Here is a 26,970-nt window from a genome sequence, read left to right on the forward strand (position 1 = left end):
CTCACTCTCTCTCCATGTTCAGCGGGAAATGACAGGCGTAGAGATGATTTTTTGCTCCGGTCAGTCTTGGAGTTTCAATACATTCGCGTTGTGCATAAGGACAGCGTGGCCCCAGACGGCAGCCGATGGGTAATTGTTCCAGCAATGGAATAGCTCCTGGCATGGTATTCAGGCGGCTTTTGTGCGGCATCGCGCTACCAAAATCCGGAATAGCGCGAATCAACGCTTGAGTATAAGGATGATGCGGAATTGTCACCAAATCTTTACTTGGCGCGGTTTCGACCGTTTGTCCGCAGTACATCACGTTGATTTTGTCAGCCCACTGGCTGAGCATTTGCAGGTCATGGCTTATCAACAAAATGGTAGTATTGCTGTTTTGATTCAGACGGGTTAGCAGACGGAAAATTTGCGCCTGGGTGGTTGGCTCCATCGCGTTCGTTGGTTCATCGGCAATCAGCAAACGCGGCTGATTCGCTAATGCGATAGCGATCATGACCTTCTGACATTCGCCATCGGTCAGCTCATATGGAAAGCTGCGCATGGCGTCTTTATGGTCTTTTATCCCGACGCGGTGCAAGAGTTCAATCGCACGGCGTTTGCGCCAACCGATGCGCTGCCACCAGCGACCTTTGTAGGTCCATGCCGGAATATTTTGCATCAGTTGACGTCCGATACGCTCGGACGGATCGAGACATGACTGCGGCTCCTGAAAGATCATGGAGACGTTATGACCGACCAATTTGCGTCGTTCACGCGCCGAAAGGCGTAGCAGATCGATATCATCAAAACGCATACGGTCTGCGGTTACGCGCCAGTTATCTTTAGCAACCCCGCAAATGGCCTTAGCGATCAGACTTTTGCCTGATCCAGATTCACCGACCAGCCCGCGGATTTCACCCTCATTCAAGGTCATGCTGACACGATCAACAGCCTTAACCCAGTCGTCACCGGTTCTGAATTCAATGGTCAGGTTGCGGATATCCAGTAATGGCATTACTCCACCCCCGCAATAATTGCGCGGCGCACGCCGTCACCCAGTAGGTTAACCAGCAACACGCTTATCATAATTGACGCGCCTGGCAGCATCACCGTCCACGGTGCGACATAAATCAGCTCCAGCGCGTCGCCGAGCATGGCACCCCATTCCGGGGACGGCAGCTGTGCGCCAAGGTCGAGAAAACCCAGCGCGGCGATATCCAGAATCGCCATCGACAGTGCGCGGGTGATTTCAGTAATAAGGCCAGCGGTAATATTGGGCAGAACGGCGAACCACAGAATATTCAGTGTGGTTGCACCGTCCAGGCGAGCGGCAATGACGTACTCTTTCTCCAGCTCGTCATGCACCATGCTGTAAACGGAGCGCACCATGCGCGGCAGCAGCGCCAGCCAGACGGCAAACATGGCGTGTGTCAGATGCGGCCCGGCAAAGGCCACCACAATAATCGCCAGCAGCAGAGAAGGGATCGACAGCAGGGTGTCCAGAATGTGGTTCAGCACCGCAGAGCGCAAGCCGTGCGTCGCACCGGCAACTACGCCCAATACCAGGCCACACAGCGTGGCGGCAAGAGTAACGACAAACGCGCCGCCAACGGTCGGGGCCGCGCCGCTGAGCAGACGACTTAAAACGTCACGTCCCAGATCGTCAGTCCCGAGGAAGAATGAGACTTCGCCATAGCGCGACCATGACGGCGGTAAAAGCTGATAGCCGAGAAATTGCTGATCGATGCCGTAAGGGGCAAACCAACCACCAAAAATACACAGAATAGCCAGTCCCGCACAGCCGTACAGGCCAATCATCGCAGTCGCATCACCATAGAAATTGCGCCATGCGGTGCGCAACGTACCTGGCGGGCGTTTTTCGCTATAGACGCTATCGTAAGGCATACCATTCCTTATGTTTCAGAGGGTTAGCCATAGCACCCAGAATATCAGAGATGACGTTAACGATGATAACCAGTGAACCAATCACCATCACGCCCGCTGAAATCGCCGCGTAATCCTGCTGGCGAATCGCGTTAATCAGCCAACGACCAAGACCTGGCCAGCTAAAGACCATCTCGGTGATCATCGCCAATGTCAGCATGGTGGAAAACTGTAAGCCCAGACGCGGGATCACCGGCGGAAGGGCATTGTGCAGGACGTGACGACGCAGAATCGTTAATCGTGACAAACCGCGCGTGGCCGCCGCTTTGACGTAGTTCTGATCAAAGACCTCAATGGTGCTGATACGCATCAGGCGGATGACTTCGGTGGTGGGCGCAACGGAGAGTGTCAGCACCGGGAGCACCATATGACGGATAGCGCTGACCAGCATTTCATCGCGCCACGGCGAGTCGGAGATCCACGCATCAATAATGGCAAAACCGGTAACGGGTTTCACCTCGTAGAGAAGATCAAAACGCCCGGAAACGGGTAACCAGCCGAGGGTCAGCGAGAAGAGCAATGTCAGCAGCAGCGCCAGCCAAAAAACGGGGATAGAAAATCCCATCAGAGCCAATGCGCTGATGCAGCGGTCCTGCCATTTGTTCCGCGTGATACCGGCCAGCATACCAACGGGGATCCCAACCATTAGTGCAAAACCAAAGGCAAGAATGCACAGTTCCATTGTGGCCGGGAACACCTCTTTCAACTGCTCTGAGATTAACTGACCGTTGATACTGGATACGCCGAAATCCCAGTGAATGAGACCATTGAACCAGAATACCCAGGCGTTCCAAAGCGATGCACCCTGTAACGGCGCATGAGGCGTGAAGTAGCTCAGGCTGAAGCCAATAAAGGTCAGGAAGAACAGGGTTACCAATAGCAATAAAAATCGACGCAAGGTGAAGATAATCATGGTTTTTTCACCTCATCTTTCTTTTCCCTGGAAACGCCGGCAAAAGAGGCATTACCGAATGGACTGAGCACCAACCCTTTGATGTCGTAACGATAAGCCTGCAGACGTAGTGAAGAGGCCAACGGCAGAATCGGTAACTCTTGTGCAAGAATATTTTGCGCTTCGTCATAGGCATCAATTCGCGATGAAAGCTGCTGCGAAGAGAGGGCCTTGCGAAGAATGCTGTCAAACTGCGGATTACACCAGTGGGCAAAGTTGGTCTGCGAATTGATGGCGGCACAGCTGAGCAACGGCCGGAAAAAACTGTCAGGATCGTTACTGTCCGTCGCCCAGCCGGATAACGTCAGATCATGGTTCATATCCATTAATCTCGCCTCCTGAAAACGACCTTCTACCGGGATGATCTTCACTTTCACACCCACCTGAGCCATATCTGCCTGAATCAGCTCGGCAGTTTTCAGCGGACTGGGGTTCCAGGCTTGAGAGCTGGTAGGGACCCAAAGTTGTAACGTCAGATTCTCCAAACCCAGCGCTTTTAGCTGCTCGCGCGATTTTGCCGGGTTGTATTCTGTAATTTTAGCTTCGTTATCATAAGCCCACGAGGCGCGAGGCAAAATAGATGCCGCGGTTTCTGCCGTCCCGTAGTAGATAGACTGCATTAAGCGCTGGTTGTTGATCGCTAGCGCCAGCGCATGCCGCACGGCAGGGTTATTCAACGGCGGTTTATTGGTGTTGAACGCCAGATAGGCAATGTTCATCCCCGGGCGCAGCGTCAGACGCAGGCGAGGGTCATCACGCAATATGCTGAGCTGGCTGGCGGCAGGCCAGGCCAGGACGTCGCACTCGCCAGTGAGTAATTTAGATAATCGTCCGGTTCCACCAGAGCCGAGATCCACTACGACCTGCGGCATCAGGGGGGTACCACGCCAGAATTTTTCATGTCGCTGCAACCGAATATATTGGCCAGCACGATTCTCCGAAAGCTGGTACGGGCCTGTGCCGACGGGTTGTCTGTCGAGCAACTCCTGGCGATCCTGTTTTGCCAGGTTAGCGGCATATTCGGCCGACATTACGGAGGCATAGTGTGTGGCAAGGTGCCACATAAAGGAGGCATCCGGTTGCGTTAAGCGGAATTCAACGGTGTTGTTGTCCAGTTTGCGCACACTTTGGACGTTATCGGCAAACTGCAGGCTGTCGAAGTAGGGGAAACTGCTGCCGTTCACATTGTGCCACGGATGGTGGCGATCAAAGATGCGCTGGAAGGTAAACACCACATCGTCTGCATTTAGTTTGCGGGTGGGGGTGAACCAGGCAGTCTTCTGAAACTGAACGTCACGACGCAGATGGAAGCGGTAGGTTGCGCCGTTATCCAGCACCTCCCAGCTTTCAGCCAGCTCAGGCACCAGCCGATAGGTGTAGGGATCTACATCAAGCAGTCGGTCATACAATTGGGCCGCTAACGTGTCGACGATGAGACCGCTGCTCGTTTTTTGTGGGTTGAACGTATTGACCTGCCCGCTGACGCAATAGACAAACCCACTGTCACGAATATCAGCGTGCGGAGGTTGCTCAGGCGCAGCAGCAGCCTGACCACTCAGAAATCCAGCCATCACGATCAGAGATGATAAAACCAGGCGCATAATTTTAATGGATTATATAAAGAGGCTATCTTACTAATACTTAATGACATTTGCCATTACCGTTTGTTTTTGGGAGTAACAGGCTCGATAAGCGCGAGTTCAACACCGCGACATGGTCAAAATTTATACCCGCTATCCACTTTGAATCTACTCTGTTAACTATCTTAGCATTTTCATGGCCCATCTGACTTGCTATAAACGCGTGATTCGCGGGTAGAAAGAAAAATGTGAGGGGAAAGAGGGAGGAAATGACCATGACGGGCAGAAGAGAGCATTCGCAAAATCGTGGGAATAAAGAAAATCGACCGGGAAGAGCGGCTTTCTTCCCGGTTATTGCGTTACTTCTGGATCTTATTTACGCGTACTACTGGTGGTTGCATTTTAGCGTCGAGGCTACCGTTAATACTGATCATTTGATCGGGTTTAACCGTTCGACCATCGAAAACCGCGTGTGGAATTAAAGTCAGGATACTGCCGGTTTTATCACGAAAGACAAATTTGTCTCCGTCTTGATCCTCGATGAGATTACCTCGCAGAGAAATGGTCGCACCGTCATGCATCGTTTTGGCCTGTTCGACAGTCATGATTCTTGCATCTTCAGTCCCACGATAACCTTCATCCAGAGCGTGGGCTGGCGGTGGAGCTGTATCATTTTTCAACCCGCCGTTATCATCAGCAAGCGCTGGCGACAATAAAAAACAACATAATAATGGCGTTATGGATAATTTCATACGTTCTCCTTTTGCCCAGATTGAGATGTTAAGTGTGGTTGCTATTTATTAACACTGCGAACTGGATAAGTCTCAAATAATATTGTTTAAATTAAATCTAACGTTAGTGGGGATATAAGCGCAACGGTAGAGGAAAGTAGGGAGGGTAATATTCCGAGAAAATTAAGTGCAGCTGGATAATATAGGTCATGCCATTCATTTTGGTCTACGCTTATTAGTCTTTGTGATAAATAATGAGAGGTAATTGAATGGCTGGCTTAAACAAGGAAAAAAAGACCATCAATAAAACCAATTCTGCGCGTTTTCCGGCGCCGCCTTTTCAACAGCAGCAGCAGCCCTTTCCCGGGCTGGCGGGGAAAATGCAACCGCGCCCCGATCATGGAGAAGACAGCTATCAGGGAAGCGGTCGCCTGAATGGGCGCAAGGTATTAATTACCGGTGGGGATTCAGGGATTGGTCGTGCTGTTGCTATTGCCTATGCTCGTGAAGGCGCTGATGTTGCGATTAACTATTTACCTGAAGAAGAAGACGATGCGCGTGAAGTGGTCGATCTGATAAAAAAAGCAGGCAGAAATGTTTTGGCCATCCCCGGAGATATCCGTGATGAGGCTTTTTGCGGTCATCTGGTTACACAGGCGGTAAAAGGACTGGGAGGGTTGGATATCCTCGTCAATAATGCGGGTCGTCAGCAATTTTGTGAGTCAATTGAGGAACTCACCACAGAAGACTTCGACGCAACATTCAAAACCAATGTTTACGCTATGTTTTGGATCACCAAAGCGGCCATACCCCATCTTTCACCAGACAGCGTGATAATTAATACCTCCTCCGTACAGGCTTATGAGCCAAGTGAAATCTTGCTTGATTATGCTCAGACTAAAGCAGCTATCGTGGCATTTACTAAATCGCTGGCGAAACAGCTGGCCCCGAAAGGGATCCGTGTCAATGCCGTCGCGCCGGGTCCATACTGGACTGTACTGCAGTGCTGTGGTGGTCAACCGCAGGAAAAGGTGGAGAAATTTGGGGCAAATGCGCCGCTGGGACGCCCTGGTCAACCGGTGGAAATCGCGTCGCTTTATGTCACCCTGGCCGCTCGGGAGAACAGCTATACGTCTGGTCAGGTCTGGTGTTCTGATGGGGGGACCGGAACCCTCTAACGTTTACGCTCTGTGCGTCGAAAGTGACTTTTAAGGCAAGGGCGGACACTATTGTATAAGGGCGGGAGCGGTACTTACCGCTCCGTGAATGCTAACCAATCACCGCGATGCCAAGCCGCTCCATGAGCAACGACGCCTGGTAGTTGTCCAGCTTAACGCCTTGTAAATCAACGCCCCGAATATCTAAGTCACCCAACTCCGAATTGGTCAGATCGCAATGTGTGAAGTTCGCTGCTCGCCAGTCGAAAGTCGAAAACTCGCCGCCGGAGAGATCTGAACCACTGAACGTCGCGCCCAGTACCTGGGCACCCATCCAACGGTTTTCCCACAGCTCACACTTTTCCAACACGACTTTCGAAAAATTGGCGTAGCTTAGATTGGTATTCGTGATATATGCGCTACAAAACCAGGTGCGCGTGGTGATCATATTCATAAAGCTTGCGCCGCGGAAATCTGCGCCTTGTGCGCGGCAGTGGCGAATTTCAATGCCCAGCGCACTGGCATTGCGAAAATCCGCCATGGATAAATCACAGCTTTTAAAAATGGCATCTTTCAGCATCGCACGACTAAAATTGCACCCTTTCTGGCTTTCACGATCATAGAACTGACAGCCGATAAATTCAGTGCCGCTCAGGTCGGCACCTGAAAAATCACAGTTAAAAAATGTACTATTTTCAATTTTCTCACCGGTGAAACGGTTTCTGTCAATTTTTTCGCCAACGAGTGCCAGAGCCATATTTGTACCTGTTTTTTTATACAGTAATGGCGTCATGGTAAACCCTGATGGGGTTATGCGTCAAATCCGCCAATATGACATCTGCAAATGTGCGTTAAATCTGGTGTTTTTTCAGCAAAGCGCGAAGCTGATGGTAAGTCAGCCCCAGTAATTCAGCGGCTTTTTTCTGGTTAAATTTTGCCTGCTGTAAGCTGGTTTGTAGAAAGTCTTTCTCTTGCTGCTGCTGGAATTCACGCAGATCCAGCGGTAACCCTACAGACATCGGTTTAGTTTCCGGCGCCTGCGGCTGCGTAGTGTGGCGGCGGAAGGGGTCAATGATTATCTCATCCAGCGGGTAATCACTGGTTCCATGCCGGTAAACGGATCGCTCCACGACGTTTTTCAGTTCACGAATATTGCCCGGCCAACGGTGGTGGAGGAGCGTTTCTCTGGCCTCGGCACTAAAACCCGGAAACAGAGGTAATCCGATCTCGCGGCACATCTGAATGGCAAAATGTTCGGCCATTAACATAATGTCACTTTGACGCTCGCGTAACGGTGGGAGTTGCACCACGTCAAAGGCCAGGCGATCCAGCAGGTCCGCGCGGAAAGTGCCTTCGCTAACCATGCGAGGTAAGTCGGCATTGGTCGCACAAACAAGTCGTACGTTAACCTGTAATGGTTGGCTACCACCTACGCGCTCCAGCTCGCCATATTCAATAACGCGCAGCAATTTTTCCTGTACCAACATCGGGGCAGTTGCCAGTTCATCGAGAAACAGCGTACCGCCGTCGGCGCGTTCGAAACGTCCTGGATGGCGTTTTTGCGCGCCGGTAAAGGCACCCGCTTCGTGACCAAACAGTTCGGAATCAAGCAAATTTTCGTTTAGCGCCGCGCAGTTAAGCGAAATAAACGGGCCTTGCCAGCGGGTGGAGAGGTAGTGCAGGCGGTTGGCGATAAGTTCTTTCCCGGTCCCGCGCTCACCTATAACCAGTACTGGTTTATCCAGCGGCGCGAGATGAGAAACCTGCTCCAGCACTTCAATAAAGCTGTTCGCTTCGCCCAGAAGATTATCTTTGTATCCTGCCATGATGAAATTCACCATTTGTTAGTGTTATTCACCAATTTACCCTAATTTTCGCAACAGGTAAAATTAGATATAATTATTAGAATCAATTAGATAAAAAGTTGGCACGCCCCGTGCATTACGAAAACAGCAGGGCATTGCCCGATATCAGAACAGTAAGTGAGGATTACATTATGGGTATTTTTTCTCGTTTTGCCGACATCGTGAACGCCAACATTAACGCGTTGCTGGAAAAGGCTGAAGATCCGCAGAAGCTGGTGCGGTTGATGATCCAGGAAATGGAAGACACGCTGGTTGAGGTACGTTCCAACTCAGCGCGTGCGCTGGCAGAAAAGAAACAATTATCTCGCCGTATTGAACAGGCCAGCGCGCAACAGGCAGAGTGGCAGGAAAAAGCAGAACTTGCGCTGCGTAAAGAGAAAGAAGATTTGGCGCGTTCTGCGTTAATTGAAAAGCAGAAACTGACCGATTTAATTGCCTCTCTGGAGCATGAGGTGACACTGGTTGACGATACGCTGGCGCGTATGAAAAAAGAGATCGGTGAGCTGGAAAATAAACTCAGTGAAACCCGTGCTCGTCAGCAGGCGCTGATGCTGCGTCATCAGGCAGCGAGTTCTTCGCGTGATGTTCGTCGTCAACTGGACAGCGGTAAACTTGATGAAGCGATGGCGCGTTTTGAATCTTTCGAGCGTCGTATCGATCAGATGGAAGCCGAGGCTGAAAGCCATAACTTCGGTAAACAGAAGTCTCTGGATCAGCAATTTGCTGACCTGAAAGCAGATGATGAAATCAGCGAGCAGCTGGCGCAACTTAAAGCCAAAATGCAGCAAGACAAGCAATAATAACATCTGGCGGCGCCGAACGCGCCGCCGCTCATCACCTGTAAGGAGTACTCATGAGCGCGCTATTTCTGGCCATCCCGTTAACCATCTTTGTGTTGTTCGTTTTACCGATTTGGCTCTGGCTGCATTACAGCAACCGTTCCAGTCGTGGTGAACTGTCGCAAAGTGAACAGCAACGTCTGGTCGAACTCAACGATGACGCACAGCGGATGCGCGAGCGCATTCAGGCGCTGGAAGACATTCTTGATGCTGAACATCCAAACTGGAGGGACCGCTAATGGGAGGCGTTAATCTGAATAAAAAACTGTGGCGTATACCGCAGCAGGGCATGGTGAAAGGGGTTTGCGCGGGTATTGCGCATTATCTCGATGTGCCTGTGAAACTGGTGCGGATCCTGGTGGTACTGTCCATCTTTTTTGGTCTGGCCTTTTTCACCTTTGTCGCCTACATCGTGCTGACGTTTGTGTTGGATCCGATGCCGGACAACGTGGTTTCCGGCGAACAGCAGCCATCAAGCGGTGAGCTGTTGGATGCCGTCGATCGCGAGCTGGCGGCAAGTGAAAAGCGTTTACGTGAAATGGAACGTTATGTGACGTCCGATACTTTTTCCTTACGTAGTCGCTTCCGTCAATTGTGAGGACAGAAATGAACAATCGCTGGCAACGTGCCGGGCAAAGGGTTAAGCCGGGCTTTAAAATAGCAGGTAAGCTGGTGCTTCTGACCGCGCTGCGCTACGGCCCGGCGGGTGTAGCAGGGTGGGCGGTGAAGTCCGTCGCCCGACGCCCGCTAAAAATGCTGCTGGCGTTGGTTCTGGAACCGGTGTTGAGTCGGGCTGCGGCAAAATTGTCGAAACGTTATTCAGGTAATCAACCCTGATATTTGAATCAGCAAAAGCAAGCAACAATTAATCAACATTCCCTCAGTTAATTTGCGGCAGCTCACAAATACGATTTTTGGCTGCCAAAATTCTTTTTTTACCCCCCTCAAGACCACCTTGGCTGATTGACAGCTTATTTCCCGCAGAGTAGTCTCTTGATTCATGGGACCGCTACCACGAGAATCGAAGGTGAACCAAAAAATCCAAAAATGCCTGACAGAAGTTTATGGTCATACATTTACTTCATGCCACTATGAAGCGCTGTTTGCACGTTTAGAGAAATCACAGGGGTTAATTAAAAAAATCCGTAAAGCGCATTGGGACGAGGGCGATGTGGTGCTTATTACCTACGCCGATCAATTCCACGGGGCTGGTAAAAAACCGCTACCGACGTTTAATCAGTTTTATAATGAATGGCTTAAGTCGACATTTTCTCATGTGCATCTGCTGCCATTTTATCCGTGGTCATCGGATGATGGTTTTTCCGTGATTAATTACCATCAGGTTGCCAAAGAAACCGGTGACTGGAATGATATTAAGGAATTAGGTGAATCCAGTCGACTGATGTTTGATTTTGTTTGTAACCATATGTCAGCTAAAAGCGAGTGGTTTAATAATTATTTGCAACAGCTTGACGGTTATGAAAATTTCTTTATTGCAATGGATCCTGATACGGACCTGAGCAACGTCACACGTCCACGCGCATTACCGTTACTGACACCTTTTACGTTGAAAGATAATACAGTACGTCATCTCTGGACGACGTTCAGCGACGACCAGATCGATCTCAACTATGCCAATCCATTAGTATTACTGGCGATGATCGATGTACTACTGAGTTACCTGGAGCAGGGCGCTGATTATGTCCGCCTGGATGCGGTTGGTTTTATGTGGAAAGAGCCAGGGACAACCTGTATTCACCTGGAAAAAACGCATCAGCTTATCAAACTATTACGCGCTATTGCTGACTGCGCGGCGCCTGGTACGGCGATTATTACCGAAACCAACGTCCCGCATAAGGATAACGTGTCCTACTACGGTAATGGCCATGATGAAGCGCATATGGTGTACCAGTTCTCGCTGCCGCCGCTGGTGCTGCATGCGGTACAACGCCAGGATACGTCGATATTGTGCCAGTGGGCGCAATCACTGCAGCTGCCGTCTGGTGAGACGACCTGGTTTAATTTTCTCGCATCGCATGACGGCATTGGTCTCAACCCATTACGCGGTTTGTTGCCTGAAGACGAGATCATGCGGCTGGTGACGGAACTACAACAGGAAGGCGCGCTGGTTAACTGGAAAAATAACCCTGATGGCAGTCGCAGTCCGTATGAAATTAACGTGACATATATGGATGCGCTAACGCCTGGTAATTGTAGCGATGCCGAACGGTTTTCTCGCTTTATTCTCGCTCATGCCATTTTGCTGAGTTTTCCAGGCGTGCCGGCGGTTTACATTCAAAGCATCCTTGGGTCACGCAATGATTATAAAGGTGTTGAGACGTTCGGTTATAACCGTGCGATTAACCGCAAAAAATATCAGGTAAGACAAATAGAAACGGAGCTGAAAGATGAAACCAGTTTGCGTCACGCTATTTATCATGAGTTATCCCGACTAATTGTAATACGTCGCAATAATAAAGCATTTCATCCTGATAGTGATTTTCAAATTAGCAGTATTACACCGGCCGTAATGCAAATTAAACGTATGGCGGAAACAGGTGAGCAAGTTATCGGATTATTTAATGTCAGCGGTCATACTCAAACCATTCGTATTGACATTGAAAATGGAGTTGATTTGATTAGCGGTAAAACTATTTCAGGTAAGGAATTAACGTTGTACGCCTGGCAGGTCATGTGGGTTAAGTAATAAAAAGGAACATTTCATGCTTAAAGCTAAAATTGTGCTGATTTCAGCACTGGTTTCCTGCGCTCTGGTTTCCGGGTGTAAGGATGATAAAAAGTCCTCTGTCGCGATTGAATTTATGCACTCTTCTGTTGAGCAGGAGCGGCAAGCGGTTATCGCAAAACTGATTGAGCGTTTTGAAAAAGAAAACCCGGGCATCAGCGTCAAACAGGTCCCTGTGGAAGAAGATGCTTACAACACCAAGGTCATCACCCTGGCGCGCAGTGGTTCTCTGCCTGAAATCATTGAAACCAGCCATGACTACGCGAAAGTTATGGACAAAGAGTCCCTCATCGACCGTAAAGCGGTAGCGCAGGTCATCAACGGCGTAGGTGAGGGTACTTTTTATGATGGCATCCTGCGTATTGTACGCACTGAAGACGGTAGTGCATGGACCGGAGTTCCGGTCAGCGCCTGGATTGGCGGGATCTGGTACCGCAAAGATGTGCTGGCAAAAGCGGGACTGGAAGAGCCAAAAGACTGGCAGCAATTGCTGAACGTGGCGCAGAAGCTCAACAATCCTGGCAGTAAGAAATACGGCATTGCGCTACCTACGGCAGAAAGCGTTCTGACCGAACAGTCATTCTCCCAGTTCGCGCTCTCTAACCAGGCCAACGTTTTTGATGCGCAGGGAAAGATTACGCTCGACACACCTGAAATGGCGCAGGCGTTGCAGTATTACCGCCAACTTGCCATGAACACCATGCCTGGCTCGAACGACATCATGGAAGTCAAAGATGCTTTCATGAACGGCACGGCGCCAATGGCGATTTATTCCACCTATATCCTCCCGGCGGTGATCAAAGAGGGCGATCCTAAAAATGTTGGCTTTATGGTGCCGACGGAAAAAGATTCCGCTGTTTACGGCATGCTGACGTCGCTAACCATTACCGCAGGTCAAAAAACCGAAGAAACAGAAGCGGCACAGAAATTTGTCACCTTTATGGAGCAGGCAGACAACATTGCGGACTGGGTCATGATGTCGCCAGGGGCGGCGCTGCCGGTCAACAAAGCGGTGGTGAATACTTCGACGTGGAAAGATAACGCCGTTATCAAAGCGCTGGGTGAATTACCCAATCAACTGATTGCCGAACTGCCAAATATTCAGGTCTTTGGCGCCGTCGGTGATAAGAACTTTACCCGCATGGGCGACGTAACCGGCTCCGGCATCGTGAGTACCATGGTGCACAACGTCACGGTAGGAAAAGCTGATCTTTCAACGACGATGAAGGCCAGCCAGACCAAACTGGATGACCTTGTTGAACAGCGCTAATGGGGAAATGGAAAGCCGTGATGAATAAGTTCTTTTCAGGTCGATCGGATATGCCATTTGCCATGCTGCTGCTGGCGCCCAGCTTGCTGTTATTGGGCGGTTTAGTGGCGTGGCCGATGATATCTAACATCGAAATCAGCTTTATGCGTTTGCCGCTTAATCCGCAAATTGAGTCTACGTTTGTCGGGCTGAGCAACTATATCCGTATCTTATCCGATCCCGGATTCTGGCATTCGCTGTGGATGACGGTCTGGTATACCGCGCTGGTTGTAGCAGGGAGCACGGTACTGGGGCTGGGAGTGGCGATGTTTTTTAACCGTGAGTTTCGTCTGCGGAAAACGGCGCGCTCACTGGTGATCCTCTCTTACGTAACGCCATCAATTTCGCTGGTGTTTGCCTGGAAATACATGTTCAACAATGGCTACGGCATTGTGAACTACCTCGGCGTGGATCTGTTGCATCTCTACGATCAGGCGCCGCTGTGGTTCGACAATCCCGGTAGCAGCTTCGCGCTGGTCGTGTTGTTCGCCATCTGGCGCTACTTCCCGTATGCCTTTATCTCGTTTCTGGCGATTTTACAGACCATTGATAAATCGTTGTATGAGGCGGCAGAAATGGACGGCGCAAACGCCTGGCAACGGTTTCGTATCGTCACGCTGCCAGCGATCATGCCGGTGCTGGCGACCGTAGTCACGCTGCGTACGATCTGGATGTTCTATATGTTCGCCGATGTTTATCTGCTGACCACTAAAGTCGATATTCTCGGGGTCTATCTCTATAAAACAGCGTTTGCATTTAATGACTTAGGCAAAGCGGCCGCTATTTCTGTCGTCCTCTTCGTCATCATTTTCGCTGTTATCCTGCTGACCAGAAAACGGGTGAACCTCAATGGCAACAAATAAACGCACGCTTGGCCGCATCGGCTTTTACTGTGGATTAATTGTCTTCCTGGGCATCACGTTATTTCCGTTTTTTGTGATGCTGATGACCTCATTCAAAAGCGCAAAAGAGGCGATCTCGCTGCATCCCACGCTGTTACCTCAGCAATGGACGCTGGAACATTACATCGACATTTTTAACCCGATGATCTTCCCGTTTGTTGACTACTTCCGTAATAGCCTGGTGGTATCGGTCACGTCATCGGTGGTGGCGGTGTTTCTCGGCGTGCTCGGGGCGTATGCGCTTTCCCGTCTGCGTTTTAAGGGACGGATGACCATCAATGCCAGTTTTTACACGGTGTACATGTTTTCGGGGATTTTGCTGGTGGTGCCGCTTTTCAAAATCATTACGGCCCTCGGCATTTATGACACCGAAATGGCGTTGATTATCACCATGGTGACACAAACGCTGCCGACAGCCGTGTTTATGCTGAAAAGCTACTTCGACACCATTCCGGATGAGATAGAAGAGGCCGCGATGATGGATGGTTTAAATCGTCTGCAAATTATCTTTCGCATCACCGTGCCGTTGGCCATGTCCGGTCTGGTTTCAGTCTTTGTGTACTGCTTTATGGTTGCGTGGAATGACTATCTGTTCGCCTCGATTTTCCTCTCCAGCGCCAGCAATTTTACCTTACCGGTCGGTCTGAACGCGCTGTTCAGTACGCCTGACTATATCTGGGGACGCATGATGGCCGCGTCGTTAGTCACCGCATTGCCGGTTGTCATTATGTATGCGCTTTCCGAACGTTTTATTAAAAGTGGTTTGACCGCAGGCGGCGTGAAAGGCTAAGCGGCCAGTTTAATTAAGGAGTTGTAAATGAAGAAGTTAGTTGCCACCGAACCGCGTGTTGCAGCGCTGGTGGAATATGAAGACAGAGCGGTATCCGCCAATGAAGTGAAAGTCCGCGTACGTTTTGGCGCACCGAAACATGGCACCGAAGTGGTCGATTTTCGCGCTGCCAGTCCGTTTATTGATGAAGATTTTAACGGCGAATGGCAAATGTTTATGCCGCGTCCGGAAGGGGCACCGCGCGGAATTGAGTTCGGTAAGTTCCAGCTTGGCAACATGGTGGTGGGCGATGTCATTGAGTGTGGTAGCGATGTGACCGATTACGCCGTCGGCGATTCTGTGTGCGGCTACGGCCCACTGGCAGAAACGGTAATCTTTAACGCCGTAAACAACTACAAACTGCGCAAAATGCCAGAAGGTAGTTCGTGGAAAAATGCCGTGTGCTATGACCCAGCACAGTTCGCCATGAGCGGTGTGCGCGATGCCAATGTGCGCGTCGGCGACTTTGTTGTCATCATCGGGTTAGGGGCAATTGGCCAGATCGCCGTACAACTGGCTAAGAAAGCGGGTGCATCAGTGGTTATAGGCGTGGATCCGATTGCCCATCGTTGTGATATCGCGCGTCGCCATGGGGCTGATTTCTGTCTGGATCCGATTGGCACCGATGTGGGCATGGAAATTAAAAAGCTGACCGGCAAACAGGGCGCGGATGTGATTATCGAAACCAGCGGCTATGCGGATGCGCTGCAATCGGCGCTACGCGGTCTGGCTTATGGCGGAACCATCTCCTATGTCGCCTTCGCAAAACCTTTTGCTGAAGGGTTTAACCTGGGCCGTGAAGCGCACTTCAACAACGCCAAAATAGTCTTCTCCCGGGCCTGCAGTGAACCAAATCCAGATTATCCGCGCTGGAGCCGCAAGCGCATTGAGGAGACCTGCTGGGAACTGTTGATGAACGGTTATCTGAACTGTGAAGAGCTTATCGACCCGGTAGTCACCTTCGCCAGCAGCCCGGAAAGCTATATGCAGTATGTCGATCGCCATCCGGAACAGAGCATCAAAATGGGCGTGACGTTTTAATTAAGGAATACAGAAAATGAAAATCGGAACACAGAATCAGGCTTTTTTCCCGGAAAATATTCTCGAGAAATTCCGTTACATCAAAGAGATGGGTTTTGATGGTTTTGAAATTGACGGCAAATTGCTGGTCAACAATCTTGAGGAAGTGAAAGCGGCGATCAAAGAAACGGGTCTGCCTGTTACCACCGCCTGCGGGGGGTATGACGGTTGGATCGGTGATTTTATCGAAGAACGTCGTTTGAATGGTTTACAGCAGATTACCCGCATTCTCGAAGCGCTGTCCGAAGTAGGCGGGCAAGGCATTATTGTCCCTGCCGCCTGGGGCATGTTTACCTTCCGCCTACCGCCGATGACCTCTCCGCGTAGTCTGGAAGGCGATCGCAAAGCCGTCAGTGATTCATTGATTTATCTCGATAAAGTTGCCGAGCGTACGGGGACGGTGGTGTATCTCGAGCCGCTCAACCGCTATCAGGATCATATGATCAACACCCTGGCGGATGCTCGCCGCTATATCGTGGAAAACAACCTGAAGCATGTGCAAATCATTGGTGATTTTTACCATATGAATATCGAAGAAGATGATATGGCACAGGCGCTGCATGACAATCGCGATCTGTTGGGACACGTGCATATTGCGGATAACCATCGTTATCAGCCGGGGAGCGGTACGCTGGATTTCTCTGCGCTTTTTGACCAACTGCGTGAAGATAATTATCAGGGCTATGTAGTGTATGAAGGGCGCGTACGGGCGGAGAACCTGCCGGAAGCATACCGTCAGTCGCTGGCCTGGCTGCGTACCTGCTAAGAGGATTTCCGTGAAAAGTGCACTGACAAGCGCTCCGCTACGTGTCGCCATTATCGGCGCCGGGCAGGTAGCGGATAAAGTTCATGCTTCGTACTACTGCACCCGCAACGATCTGGAACTGGTGGCTGTCTGTGACAGCCGCCTGTCACAGGCGCAGGTGCTGGCAGAGAAATACGGTAATCCGCAGGTTTGGGACGATCCTCAGACGATGTTACGCGAGGCTAAGCCAGATATCGTCAGCATCTGTTCGCCCAATCGTTTTCATTACGAACACACCATGTTGGCGCTGAACGCCGGCTGTCATGTGATGTGCGAGAAGCCTCCGGCAATGACGCCAGACGAGGCGCTGGAGATGTGTCAAACGGCGCGGCGTATGGGGAAGGTACTGGCTTATGATTTTCATCATCGTTTCGCACTGGATACACAACTGCTTCGCGAACAGGTAATGAGCGGCGTGTTGGGTGAAATCTATGTCACTAATGTCCGCGCCTTGCGCCGCTGCGGCGTACCCGGCTGGGGTGTTTTTACCAACAAGGAACTGCAGGGCGGCGGGCCGCTGATTGATATCGGTATCCATATGCTTGATGCCGCGATGTATGTGTTGGGCTTCCCGGCGGTAAAGCGCGTTAACGCGCATAGCTATCAACGTATTGGTACGCGTAAGAACAGCGGCCAGTTTGGGGAATGGGATCCCGCGACGTACACCGTTGAGGATTCTCTGTTCGGCACGATCGAATTTCATAACGGCGGGATCCTGCGCCTTGAGACCTCTTTCGCGCTGAATATTCCTGAACAATCGATTATGAACGTCAATTTCTGTGGCGATCTTGCCGGGGCGACCTTATTTCCGGCGCAGGTCTATACCGATCGTGACGGGACGCTGGATGTGCTGTTCCAGCGCGAAATAGCCGATGACAATCGTCATTTTCGCAGCATGGAGGCCTTCGTGAATCACGTTCAGGGCGAGCCTGTCGCTATTGCAGACGCAGAGCAGGGCGTCGTTATTCAACAACTGGTTGCCGCACTGTATGAATCGGCTGAAACAGGAACATATGTAGACTTATGACGAAGCCAGTAATGCTAACCGAACCGGCTTTTTGCCCACACAGCCTCAACAAATATGCGTCGCTGATGACGCTTGGCAACGGCTATATGGGGATTCGCGCCAGCCACGAAGAAGCCTACACCTTACAAACTCGCGGCATGTATCTGGCGGGACTGTATCACCGGGCGGGGAAAGGTGAAATTAATGAACTGGTTAATCTGCCTGATGTGGTGGGCGTGGAGATCGCGCTTAATGGCGAGATTTTCTCACTAACCAGCGGCGTGATTGAGCGCTGGTATCGTGAACTGGATTTTGCCAGCGGAGAATTACGCCGTACCCTGGTCTGGCGAGCGCCCGGCGGCGCACGTTTCGCTATTGAGAGTCGGCGGTTTGTCTCGGCGCAAAAACTGCCGCTGTTTGCTATGGAAGTTGCCGTTACCCCGCTGGATGGTGATGCGAGCATTGGCATCTCAACCGGGATTGATGCCACGATCACCAATCATGGACGTCAGCATCTGGATGAAACGCAGGTCCGGGTATTTGGTCAGCATCTGCTGCAAGGCATTTACACCACCCAGGACAATCGCAACGATATCGCGATCACGACGTTTTGCGACGTAGACGGTACGGCGCAGCGCTGCTTCACCGCGAAAGAACGTCGGTTGTTACAACACAATAGCGTGCAGGCGAAAACTGGACAACGCGTTACGCTGACGAAAATTAGCTGGATCGACTGGGCGAGCGAGCGCAGCCTGTCGCTGGAAACCTGGGGACGCCAGTCGCTGCGTAATCTGGAAGCGTGCGCCCAGCAGGGATATGACGCACTGCTGGCGGAATCGACCGCTAACTGGCATGCCTGGTGGCAAAGCCATCGTGTTCAGGTCACCAGTAATGATATGAGCGATCAGCGAGCGCTGGATTATGCGCTCTATCATTTGCGTGTAATGACGCCAGATCACGATGAGCGCAGCAGTATTGCGGCGAAAGGTCTGACGGGAGAAGGGTATAAAGGCCACGTTTTCTGGGATACCGAGGTCTTTCTGTTACCGTTCCATCTCTTCACCGAGCCGAAAACCGCAAGAGGTTTATTGCGTTACCGCTGGCATAATTTGTCGGGCGCGCGTGAGAAAGCCCGCCGCAACGGTTGGCAGGGGGCGCTGTTTCCCTGGGAGAGCGCGCGCAGCGGTGAGGAGGAGACGCCTGAATTCGCGGCGATCAACATCCGTACCGGACTGCGGCAGAAAGTGGCCTCCGCCCAGGCTGAGCATCATCTCGTGGCGGATATTGCCTGGGCGGTGATCAATTACTGGCATGCCTCCGGGGATATGAACTTTATGTCTCGTGAAGGTATAACGCTGCTTCTGGAAACAGCGAAGTTCTGGATAAGCAGGGCTGTCATGGTCAACGATCGTTTAGAGATCCACGATGTGATTGGTCCGGATGAATACACTGAGCATGTGAACAACAATGCGTTCACCAACTACATGGCCTGGTACAACGTAGAGCAGGCGCTCGGTTTTGCGCGTCGCCTGGGCTGTAACGATGAGATCTTTATTCATCGTGCTGAGCATTTTTTACGCCATCTCTGGCGTCCGGAAGCGTTGTCCGATGGTGTGTTACCTCAGGATGACACCTTCCTGAGCAAACCGGTTATCGATCTGTCCAGTTACAAAGCGAAAGCGGGCAAGCAGACGATTTTGCTCGATTACTCCCGTGCAGAAGTCAACGAGATGCAAATTCTCAAACAGGCCGATGTCGTGATGCTGACTTACATGCTGCCGGAGCAATTTAGCCCGCAAATATGTCTGGCTAACCTGCGTTATTACGAGCCACGCACGATTCACGACTCCTCTTTGAGTAAGGCGATTCATGGGATTGTAGCTGCGCGTTGCGGTGATTCGGCTCAGGGGTATCGGTTCTGGCGCGAAGGTTCGCTTATCGATCTCGGGGATGACCCGCACAGCTGCGATGATGGTATTCATGCGGCGGCAACGGGCGCAATCTGGCTGGGCGCTATCCAGGGATTTGCCGGAGTGAATATTCGCCATGGGGAGTTACATCTTGCCCCTGCATTACCGGAACATTGGCAAACACTGTCTTTCCCACTGCGCTGGCAGGGTTCCACTATGCAGATAACTATCAACGCTGCCGAAATCCGTATTCGCAGTGCTGAGCAAATTATCCTTTGGATTAATGGCGAAAAAATCTCCGTGCAGGGGGAGGCCGTAATCTGCTATGACGCCATTATTTCGCCCACCTATGGGACCGCTACCACTAGAAGGGGCGATGAATGATCCTCAAACCACAGGCCATCATTTTTGATTTAGATGGCGTGATTACCGACACTGCTCATCTGCATTTTCTCGCCTGGCGGCAGGTAGCCGGTGAAATAGGAATTGCGATTGACGAAACATTTAATGACAGCCTGAAAGGGATTAGTCGCGGCGAATCGCTACAGCGTATTTTGCAATATGGCGGGAAAGCGGGGGAATTTACACCTGAAGTTTGCGCACAATTGGCCGAGAGAAAAAACAGGCTGTATGTCCATTCTTTGCGCCAGTTGACGGTGAACTCGGTACTGCCGGGAATACGTGAGCTGCTGATGACGCTGCGGGAAGAGCGGATTCCAGTGGGGCTGGCCTCCGTGTCGCTCAATGCGCCCACTATTTTACAGGCGCTTGATCTTAGCGCTTGTTTTGACTTTTGTGCGGATGCGGCGCTGATTACCCATTCAAAACCGGATCCGGAGATTTTTCTGGCGGCCTGTGCGGGGCTTGGCGTTGACCCGCAACAGTGCATTGGCATAGAAGATGCACAAGCAGGAATTGATGCAATCAACGCCTGCGGCATGCTTTCTGTCGGCATCGGTACGGGGCTGAACGGGGCAAGCCTGCAATTTCCTTCAACCGAATTTCTGACGTGGCCGTGCTTATCGGCTCTCTGGCAACACGACAAGTAAAGGATTCAACATGGCACAGCTTTCGTTGCAACACATTCAAAAAATTTACGACAACCAGGTACACGTCGTTAAAGACTTCAATCTGGAAATCGAAGACAAAGAGTTTATTGTTTTTGTTGGGCCTTCCGGTTGCGGGAAGTCAACGACGTTGCGCATGATCGCCGGCCTGGAAGAGATCAGCGGCGGCGATCTGCTGATTGACGGTAAACGGATGAACGATGTGCCGGCGAAATCGCGCAACATTGCGATGGTTTTTCAGAACTACGCGTTGTACCCACACATGACAGTCTATGACAACATGGCGTTTGGCCTGAAAATGCAGAAAATTCCCCCTGCCGTGATTGAGGAGCGTGTCAACTGGGCGGCGCAAATCCTTGGCCTGCGCGATTATCTGCAACGTAAACCGGGTGCGTTATCCGGTGGTCAGCGTCAACGTGTGGCACTGGGGCGTGCGATTGTTCGTGAGGCAGGGGTCTTCCTGATGGATGAACCCTTATCGAACCTCGATGCCAAACTTCGCGTACAGATGCGGGCAGAAATCAGCAAGCTGCATCAGAAACTCAATACAACCATGATATATGTTACCCATGATCAAACCGAAGCCATGACCATGGCGACGCGTATTGTGATTATGAAGGATGGCATTGTTCAGCAGGTTGGTGCGCCGAAAACAGTTTATAACCACCCAGCAAATATGTTTGTCGCAGGATTTATTGGCTCACCGGCCATGAACTTTATTCGTGGCGCGATTGACGGTGATAAGTTTGTTACTGAAACACTGAAATTAACGATTCCAGAAAATAAATTAGCACAATTAAAACTACAGGGTTATGAACATCAGGCGGTCACGCTGGGAATTCGTCCTGAAGATATACATCCGCAGGTTAATAATAAAAATAGTGTGTCGGCAAAAATTAGCGTTGCAGAATTAACTGGCGCTGAATTTATGCTTTATACCATTGTTGGGGGGCATGAGTTAGTGGTCCGTGCTGGGGCAGTGAATGATTATCACGCAGGAGAAAATATCACTATTCATTTTGATATGGCGAAATGCCATTTCTTTGATGCTGAAACTGAAGTAGCTATTCAATAAAACTCCGGGGGGATAATAGTCCCCCACGCCTTGGGGCATTTTTGCGAGTATTTTAACAAGGAATAATAATGAAAACCCTACTGTCCGCTACTGCGCTTATTATGAGCGCAGGAATGGCCTGCGCGCAGGCTGCTGAAAAGAATGACTGGCACTTTAATATAGGTGCTATGTACGAAATAGAAAACGTTGAAGGTCAGGGCGAAGATATGGATGGACTGGCTGAGCCGTCCGTCTATTTTAATGCGTCCAATGGGCCGTGGAAAATATCGCTGGCCTATTACCAGGAAGGGCCGGTTGATTACAGCGAGGGTAAGCGCGGTACGTGGTTTGACCGACCTGAACTGGAAGTCCGCTATCAATTCCTCGAAAGCGAGAATGTTAATTTCGGCTTGACAGGTGGCTTCCGTAATTACGGTTATCACTATGTGAATGAACCCGGAAAAGACACAGCTAATATGCAGCGCTGGAAAGTGCAGCCAGATTGGGATGTTAAACTTACCGATGACCTGCGCTTTAGCGGCTGGTTTGCGATGTATCAATTCGTTAATGATTTGAGCACCACCGGCTACTCTGATAGCCGCGTCGAAAGTGAGAGCGGGTTGAATTATACGTTTAACGAAACAGTAGGGTTAACTGTGAACTATTACCTTGAACGCGGCTTTAATCTGGCAGATTCGCGTAATAATGGTGAGTTCTCAACCCAGGAAATTCGTGCTTATTTGCCTCTGTCCTTCGGCAATACAACCCTGACGCCGTATACCCGCCTGGGGCTTGATCGCTGGTCAAACTGGGACTGGCAGGATGATCCTGAACGCGAAGGCCATGATTTCAATCGTCTCGGTTTACTGTATGCGTATGATTTCCAGAACGGTTTATCAATGTCTCTGGAGTATGCTTATGAATGGGAAGATCATGACGAAGGCGAAAGCGACAGGTTCCATTATGCTGGTATAGGCGTGAACTACGCATTCTAAAAAAGAACAGGGGCATTATTATGCCCCTGTTTTTACACCAGTGAGTCGGCCAAAGATATTTGCGTGCTTACAGTTATATTCTGTAATCCTTTCTCACCTGCAATCAGATTAAATAATAAATTACAACTTTGTTCACCCAACTGCTGAGTAGGTACATCAATTCCACCAGGAACTGGTGTGAGCATAAAAGAAAGTAGCTCATTACTATAGCCTACAACGGCAAGTTGTTGTGGGATGTCAATGTTTTTCTCGGCCGCCACGCGATATAAGCTCATTAACTTTAAGCTGTCTGTCGCAAATACGGCATCGGGTAGCGGCTGCTGGCTCAGTAATTTTCGAGAAGCAAGCAGGGCGGTTTCATGAGTATACCCGCCGTCAATAACCCACTCATCGCGCATTTTAATGTTATGTGCCTGAAGGCTGGCTTTATAACCGTTAACGCGGTCGATAGAAACATGGACGTCAAGCGGTGCATGCAAACAGGCTATATTACGGTGGCCACTCTCAATCAGCGCATTTGTCAGCGTAATACTGTCGCGATAATTATCGGTGTCTACAGAATAGACATTGGCGTAGTCACCTTCAACTTTCCCAATAACCACAACCGGTACGTTGTATTTATCCAGACTAGCAAAAAATGATTCATCGGCAGGAGAGCTCAGCATAATGATCCCTTTGATCAACTTCTGCTTAATTTTGCTCTCACATTTTTGTAAATCATCTTCGGTGCTTCGCGACGTCTGCAATATGACATCAAAACCGACTTCTTCAGCCTTGGCAGTAATTGCATGCAACACTTCAGAGAAAAACGGATTACCGGCAGTTGTTTTTGCAGAACGGGTAGATATCACCATTATTGCATCAAACCCGGAAGAGGTCAGCGCGCGAGCAAGTTTATTAGGTTGATACTGTAACTCATCAATTGCGCGCAGCACCTTTTCAAGCGCTTCCGGCGAGATGTTGGTTTGCTTATTAAGCACGCGCGATACCGTGGATTTTGATACGCCAGCGGCTCGTGCAATATCATAAATGGTAGGAGACATAGATCCCAAGCTCCGTCCGAGAGTCAATGGCGGACATATTATGGAGTTAATTGACGAATGACAACAATCTCGGAATGCGGTTAGAAAAATCAAAAGGCTAACTGCAACATGGGTAACCTGAGGAACAATCGTCCGCGCCTGCAGGCGGTGATAATGCGGTCGCAATATTTTCTTAAGAACAGGCGTATAGTGTGGTGGTTAAATCCAACAATCAGTCGGGAAGATATTATGTTGAAAAAAGGCGTATTAGCGTTGGCACTGGTCATCGGCATGCCGGTTTATGCAGTTGAACACTGGATTGATGTTCGCATTCCTGAACAGTACCAACAGCAGCATATTCAGGGGGCCGTCAACATTCCGTTGAAAGAGATGAAGACGCGTATCGCAGCTGAAGTGCCTGATAAGAACGACACCGTGAAGCTGTACTGCAACTCCGGGCGTCAATCGGGGCAGGCGAAGGATATGTTAACTGAAATGGGCTATACGCAGGTGACGAATGAAGGTGGCATCAATCAGATAGCGCTTCCTAAAGTAGAGAATAAATAAACCGCCCGCATTCATTCTGCTACAGGCGGTAAGAATAATGCCGCCTGAAACAGCACAGGTAGTTGATAAGTAAGAATTGGCCCCTATCTTTACTTCCTGTTTGTTATAATTTCTTCGGTTCCTTCAGCAAAACGGGATGGCGATGAAGCGACTTAAAAATGAACTCAATTCGCTGGTTAATCGCGGGGTAGACCGGCATTTACGCCTGGCTGTTACTGGACTTAGCCGCAGCGGTAAGACGGCGTTTATCACCGCGATGGTAAACCAGTTACTCAATATTCATGCCGGTGCGCGCTTGCCGTTGCTCAGTTGCGTGCGCGAAGAGCGTCTGCTTGGCGTGAAACGGGTTCCTCAACGCGATTTTGGCATTCCGCGCTTTACCTATGATGAGGGACTGGCACAGCTGTACGGTTCTCCGCCGACCTGGCCGACCCCTACGCGTGGCGTGAGTGAAATACGTCTGGCGCTGCGCTATAAATCCAATGACTCTTTACTGCGCCACTTTAAAGACACCTCCACGCTGTACCTGGAGATCGTCGATTATCCGGGGGAGTGGCTGCTCGATTTACCGATGCTTGCCCAGGATTATCTGAGCTGGTCGCGGCAAATGACCGGATTATTGCAGGGGCAGCGGGGCGAATGGTCGGCAAAATGGCGGCAGTTATGCCAGGGGCTGGATCCGTTGGCGCCTGCTGATGAAAACCGTCTGGCGGAAATTGCTGCCGCCTGGACGGAGTATCTGCATCAGTGTAAACAGCAGGGCCTACATTTTATTCAACCGGGCCGTTTTGTCCTGCCCGGAGATATGGCGGGCGCGCCTGCGCTGCAATTCTTCCCGTGGCCGGATGTCGATGCCTGGGGTGAATCAAAGCTGGCGCAGGCTGACAAACACACCAACGCGGGCATGTTGCGCGAAAGATTCAATTATTACTGCGAAAAGGTCGTCAAAGGGTTTTATAAGAATCACTTCCTGCGCTTTGACCGCCAGATTGTGCTGGTCGATTGCCTGCAGCCGCTCAACAGCGGGCCACAGGCGTTCAACGACATGCGCCTGGCGCTTACCCAGTTGATGCAAAGCTTCCATTACGGGCAGCGTACGCTGTTTCGTCGGTTATTTTCTCCAGTGATCGACAAGCTGCTGTTTGCCGCCACCAAAGCCGACCACGTCACAGTCGATCAGCACGCCAATATGGTGTCGTTATTGCAGCAGCTGATCCAGGACGCATGGCAAAACGCGGCGTTCGAAGGTATCAGCATGGATTGTCTGGGGCTGGCATCGGTGCAGGCAACCACCAGCGGCTTGATCGATGTGAAAGGTGAAAAGATCCCGGCGCTGCGTGGTAATCGTCTGAGCGATGGCGAACCGCTGACCGTTTATCCTGGTGAAGTGCCCGCGCGACTGCCAGGACAGGCGTTCTGGGACCGCCAGGGATTTCAGTTTGAAGCATTTCGCCCGCAGGTTATGGATGTCGATAAACCCTTACCACATATCCGCCTCGATGCCGCGCTGGAGTTTTTAATAGGAGATAAATTGCGATGAGCGAGCCGTTAAAACCGCGTATCGACTTCTCAGGTCCGCTGGACGTGGAACAAAACACGGCGTTTAAAGCGCAGCAAATGTTCAACGAAACGGAGGCGCAGACTTTTTCTCCGGCGAAAGTGGATGAACCCCTGGAAGACGAAGGTCAGGCGGAGGCCGTCATTGATGCGGCCTTACGCCCCAAACGCAGTCTGTGGCGCAAGATGGTGATGGGCGGGCTGGCGCTGTTTGGCGTGAGCGTTGTTGCTCAGGGTGTGCAGTGGACCATGAACGCCTGGCAGACTCAGGACTGGGTCGCGCTGGGAGGATGTGCCGCAGGCGCATTGATTATCGGCGCAGGTGTCGGATCGGTGGCGACCGAGTGGCGCAGATTGTGGCGATTGCGTCAGCGCGCGCACGAACGTGATGAAGCGCGAGACTTGCTCCACAGCCATGGAACCGGAAAAGGTCGTGCATTTTGTGAAAAACTGGCGCTGCAGGCGGGTATCGATCAGTCGCATCCGGCTCTACAGCGTTGGTATGCCTCAATTCATGAAACGCAGAACGATCGCGAAGTGGTCAGCCTGTATGCCCATCTGGTGCAGCCGGTGCTGGATGCGCAAGCCCGGCGTGAGATCAGTCGTTCAGCGGCAGAGTCCACGCTGATGATTGCCGTCAGCCCGCTGGCACTGGTGGATATGGCGTTTATCGCCTGGCGCAATCTGCGCCTGATTAATCGCATTGCATCGCTGTATGGCATTGAACTTGGTTATTACAGCCGTCTGCGCCTGTTCCGCCTGGTGTTGTTGAATATCGCTTTTGCCGGGGCCAGTGAGCTGGTGCGGGAAGTAGGGATGGACTGGATGTCGCAGGATTTAGCCGCCCGCTTATCAACGCGTGCCGCACAGGGCATTGGCGCGGGGTTATTAACGGCGCGTCTGGGCATTAAAGCTATGGAGCTTTGCCGACCGCTGCCGTGGATCGATGATGATAAGCCACGACTGGGCGATTTTCGCCGTCAACTGATTGGTCAGGTGAAAGAGACCTTACAAAAGAACAAATCTCCGCGCGAAAGTTAGCTATAAAACAGGCGCCGATCGTATAACTTTACG

The 26,970-nt window shown here is 50.9% G+C and carries 27 protein-coding genes; 19 read left to right on the forward strand and 8 right to left on the reverse strand.

The features are described from left to right. Window position 1 precedes the first annotated feature (1 nt). The 5 genes from sapD to LY264_RS11925 form a co-directional block, all read right to left on the reverse strand. Window positions 2-994 carry a peptide ABC transporter ATP-binding protein SapD gene (gene sapD, locus LY264_RS11905; RefSeq protein WP_003020556.1) on the reverse strand — a complete coding sequence of 331 codons (993 nt, stop codon included), beginning with the start codon at window positions 992-994 and terminating at the stop codon, window positions 2-4. Further along, window positions 994-1,884, reverse strand: coding sequence for a peptide ABC transporter permease SapC (gene sapC / locus LY264_RS11910; protein ID WP_048223991.1), 891 nt, complete (start codon window positions 1,882-1,884; stop codon window positions 994-996). The genes sapD and sapC overlap by 1 nt, the downstream gene beginning before the upstream one ends. Beyond that, entirely contained in the window at window positions 1,871-2,836 is a 966-nt protein-coding gene (sapB, locus tag LY264_RS11915) for a peptide ABC transporter permease SapB (protein ID WP_003020545.1), read from the reverse strand. Before sapB ends, sapC begins: the two co-directional genes overlap by 14 nt. Further along, window positions 2,833-4,476, reverse strand: coding sequence for an ABC transporter substrate-binding protein SapA (gene sapA / locus LY264_RS11920; RefSeq protein WP_048223989.1), 1,644 nt, complete (start codon window positions 4,474-4,476; stop codon window positions 2,833-2,835). Before sapA ends, sapB begins: the two co-directional genes overlap by 4 nt. A gap of 338 nt (window positions 4,477-4,814) precedes the next feature. Next, on the reverse strand, window positions 4,815-5,207 hold the full coding sequence (locus LY264_RS11925) for a YdeI family stress tolerance OB fold protein (protein WP_008784920.1): 393 nt from the start codon (window positions 5,205-5,207) through the stop codon (window positions 4,815-4,817). Window positions 5,208-5,455: 248 nt separating this feature from the next. Between LY264_RS11925 and LY264_RS11930 the strand changes: the two genes are divergently transcribed. Further along, on the forward strand, window positions 5,456-6,364 hold the full coding sequence (locus LY264_RS11930; protein ID WP_071692411.1) for an SDR family oxidoreductase: 909 nt from the start codon (window positions 5,456-5,458) through the stop codon (window positions 6,362-6,364). Window positions 6,365-6,455: 91 nt separating this feature from the next. Here the strand turns inward: LY264_RS11930 and LY264_RS11935 are convergent, their stop codons facing one another. Both LY264_RS11935 and pspF read right to left on the reverse strand, forming a co-directional pair. Then, a complete protein-coding gene (locus LY264_RS11935; RefSeq protein WP_001749994.1) occupies window positions 6,456-7,100 on the reverse strand; it encodes a quinolone resistance pentapeptide repeat protein QnrB6 in 645 nt (214 codons plus the stop codon). A gap of 94 nt (window positions 7,101-7,194) precedes the next feature. Continuing rightward, window positions 7,195-8,184: a phage shock protein operon transcriptional activator gene (gene pspF / locus LY264_RS11940; protein WP_165612488.1), complete on the reverse strand. Its 990-nt coding sequence runs from the start codon at window positions 8,182-8,184 to the stop codon at window positions 7,195-7,197. Between the two features lie 155 nt (window positions 8,185-8,339). On the opposite strand from pspF, the gene pspA reads away from it, so the two are divergent. The 15 genes from pspA (at window position 8,340) to LY264_RS12015 (ending at window position 22,750) form a co-directional block, all read left to right on the forward strand. Beyond that, a complete protein-coding gene (pspA, locus tag LY264_RS11945; protein ID WP_003020532.1) occupies window positions 8,340-9,008 on the forward strand; it encodes a phage shock protein PspA in 669 nt (222 codons plus the stop codon). Between the two features lie 53 nt (window positions 9,009-9,061). Next, window positions 9,062-9,286, forward strand: a complete 225-nt coding sequence (gene pspB / locus LY264_RS11950; protein WP_003020509.1) for an envelope stress response membrane protein PspB — start codon at window positions 9,062-9,064, stop codon at window positions 9,284-9,286. Beyond that, on the forward strand, window positions 9,286-9,645 hold the full coding sequence (pspC, locus tag LY264_RS11955) for an envelope stress response membrane protein PspC (protein ID WP_040093158.1): 360 nt from the start codon (window positions 9,286-9,288) through the stop codon (window positions 9,643-9,645). Before pspB ends, pspC begins: the two co-directional genes overlap by 1 nt. Window positions 9,646-9,653: 8 nt before the next feature. After that, window positions 9,654-9,884 carry a phage shock protein PspD gene (gene pspD / locus LY264_RS11960; protein WP_003833267.1) on the forward strand — a complete coding sequence of 77 codons (231 nt, stop codon included), beginning with the start codon at window positions 9,654-9,656 and terminating at the stop codon, window positions 9,882-9,884. A 163-nt stretch (window positions 9,885-10,047) separates the two neighbouring features. Next, window positions 10,048-11,754: a sugar phosphorylase gene (locus LY264_RS11965; protein WP_071692410.1), complete on the forward strand. Its 1,707-nt coding sequence runs from the start codon at window positions 10,048-10,050 to the stop codon at window positions 11,752-11,754. A gap of 16 nt (window positions 11,755-11,770) precedes the next feature. Continuing rightward, the gene (locus LY264_RS11970; protein WP_048223977.1) at window positions 11,771-13,063 is read left to right on the forward strand and encodes an ABC transporter substrate-binding protein; all 1,293 of its coding nucleotides are present in this window, start codon (window positions 11,771-11,773) and stop codon (window positions 13,061-13,063) included. A 20-nt stretch (window positions 13,064-13,083) separates the two neighbouring features. Beyond that, window positions 13,084-13,965 carry a carbohydrate ABC transporter permease gene (locus LY264_RS11975; protein WP_003840754.1) on the forward strand — a complete coding sequence of 294 codons (882 nt, stop codon included), beginning with the start codon at window positions 13,084-13,086 and terminating at the stop codon, window positions 13,963-13,965. Then, window positions 13,952-14,794: a carbohydrate ABC transporter permease gene (locus tag LY264_RS11980; protein WP_003020474.1), complete on the forward strand. Its 843-nt coding sequence runs from the start codon at window positions 13,952-13,954 to the stop codon at window positions 14,792-14,794. The genes LY264_RS11975 and LY264_RS11980 overlap by 14 nt, the downstream gene beginning before the upstream one ends. A gap of 27 nt (window positions 14,795-14,821) precedes the next feature. Continuing rightward, on the forward strand, window positions 14,822-15,874 hold the full coding sequence (locus LY264_RS11985; RefSeq protein WP_048223975.1) for a D-guloside 3-dehydrogenase: 1,053 nt from the start codon (window positions 14,822-14,824) through the stop codon (window positions 15,872-15,874). A 16-nt stretch (window positions 15,875-15,890) separates the two neighbouring features. Next, window positions 15,891-16,679 carry a 3-dehydro-D-guloside 4-epimerase gene (locus LY264_RS11990; protein ID WP_048216275.1) on the forward strand — a complete coding sequence of 263 codons (789 nt, stop codon included), beginning with the start codon at window positions 15,891-15,893 and terminating at the stop codon, window positions 16,677-16,679. Window positions 16,680-16,689: 10 nt separating this feature from the next. Next, complete coding sequence (locus LY264_RS11995) at window positions 16,690-17,745, forward strand: D-glucoside 3-dehydrogenase (protein ID WP_048216276.1); 1,056 nt, start codon at window positions 16,690-16,692, stop codon at window positions 17,743-17,745. Beyond that, window positions 17,742-20,018 carry a glycoside hydrolase family 65 protein gene (locus tag LY264_RS12000; RefSeq protein ID WP_131820867.1) on the forward strand — a complete coding sequence of 759 codons (2,277 nt, stop codon included), beginning with the start codon at window positions 17,742-17,744 and terminating at the stop codon, window positions 20,016-20,018. Before LY264_RS11995 ends, LY264_RS12000 begins: the two co-directional genes overlap by 4 nt. Continuing rightward, window positions 20,015-20,683 (forward strand): beta-phosphoglucomutase, encoded by a 669-nt coding sequence (gene pgmB, locus LY264_RS12005; RefSeq protein WP_048223972.1) that lies wholly within the window; start codon window positions 20,015-20,017, stop codon window positions 20,681-20,683. The genes LY264_RS12000 and pgmB overlap by 4 nt, the downstream gene beginning before the upstream one ends. Before the next feature lie 10 nt (window positions 20,684-20,693). Then, on the forward strand, window positions 20,694-21,776 hold the full coding sequence (locus LY264_RS12010; RefSeq protein ID WP_048223967.1) for an ABC transporter ATP-binding protein: 1,083 nt from the start codon (window positions 20,694-20,696) through the stop codon (window positions 21,774-21,776). A 68-nt stretch (window positions 21,777-21,844) separates the two neighbouring features. Next, on the forward strand, window positions 21,845-22,750 hold the full coding sequence (locus LY264_RS12015) for an OmpG family monomeric porin (protein WP_048216279.1): 906 nt from the start codon (window positions 21,845-21,847) through the stop codon (window positions 22,748-22,750). Between the two features lie 32 nt (window positions 22,751-22,782). Here the strand turns inward: LY264_RS12015 and LY264_RS12020 are convergent, their stop codons facing one another. After that, the gene (locus LY264_RS12020; RefSeq protein ID WP_048216280.1) at window positions 22,783-23,793 is read right to left on the reverse strand and encodes a LacI family DNA-binding transcriptional regulator; all 1,011 of its coding nucleotides are present in this window, start codon (window positions 23,791-23,793) and stop codon (window positions 22,783-22,785) included. A gap of 228 nt (window positions 23,794-24,021) precedes the next feature. Here LY264_RS12020 and pspE point away from each other — a divergent pair, with 228 nt between their 5' ends. The 3 genes from pspE to LY264_RS12035 all read left to right on the forward strand — a co-directional run bounded on the left by pspE (window position 24,022) and on the right by LY264_RS12035 (window position 26,937). Beyond that, window positions 24,022-24,339, forward strand: coding sequence for a thiosulfate sulfurtransferase PspE (gene pspE, locus LY264_RS12025; protein WP_048216281.1), 318 nt, complete (start codon window positions 24,022-24,024; stop codon window positions 24,337-24,339). A gap of 142 nt (window positions 24,340-24,481) precedes the next feature. Next, window positions 24,482-25,879, forward strand: a complete 1,398-nt coding sequence (locus LY264_RS12030; RefSeq protein ID WP_032944430.1) for a YcjX family GTP-binding protein — start codon at window positions 24,482-24,484, stop codon at window positions 25,877-25,879. After that, entirely contained in the window at window positions 25,876-26,937 is a 1,062-nt protein-coding gene (locus tag LY264_RS12035; protein WP_048223965.1) for a YcjF family protein, read from the forward strand. The genes LY264_RS12030 and LY264_RS12035 overlap by 4 nt, the downstream gene beginning before the upstream one ends. Window positions 26,938-26,970: the final 33 nt, after the last annotated feature.

Origin of the sequence: Citrobacter portucalensis, assembly GCF_023374935.1 — a bacterium.
GTDB lineage: Bacteria > Pseudomonadota > Gammaproteobacteria > Enterobacterales > Enterobacteriaceae > Citrobacter > Citrobacter portucalensis.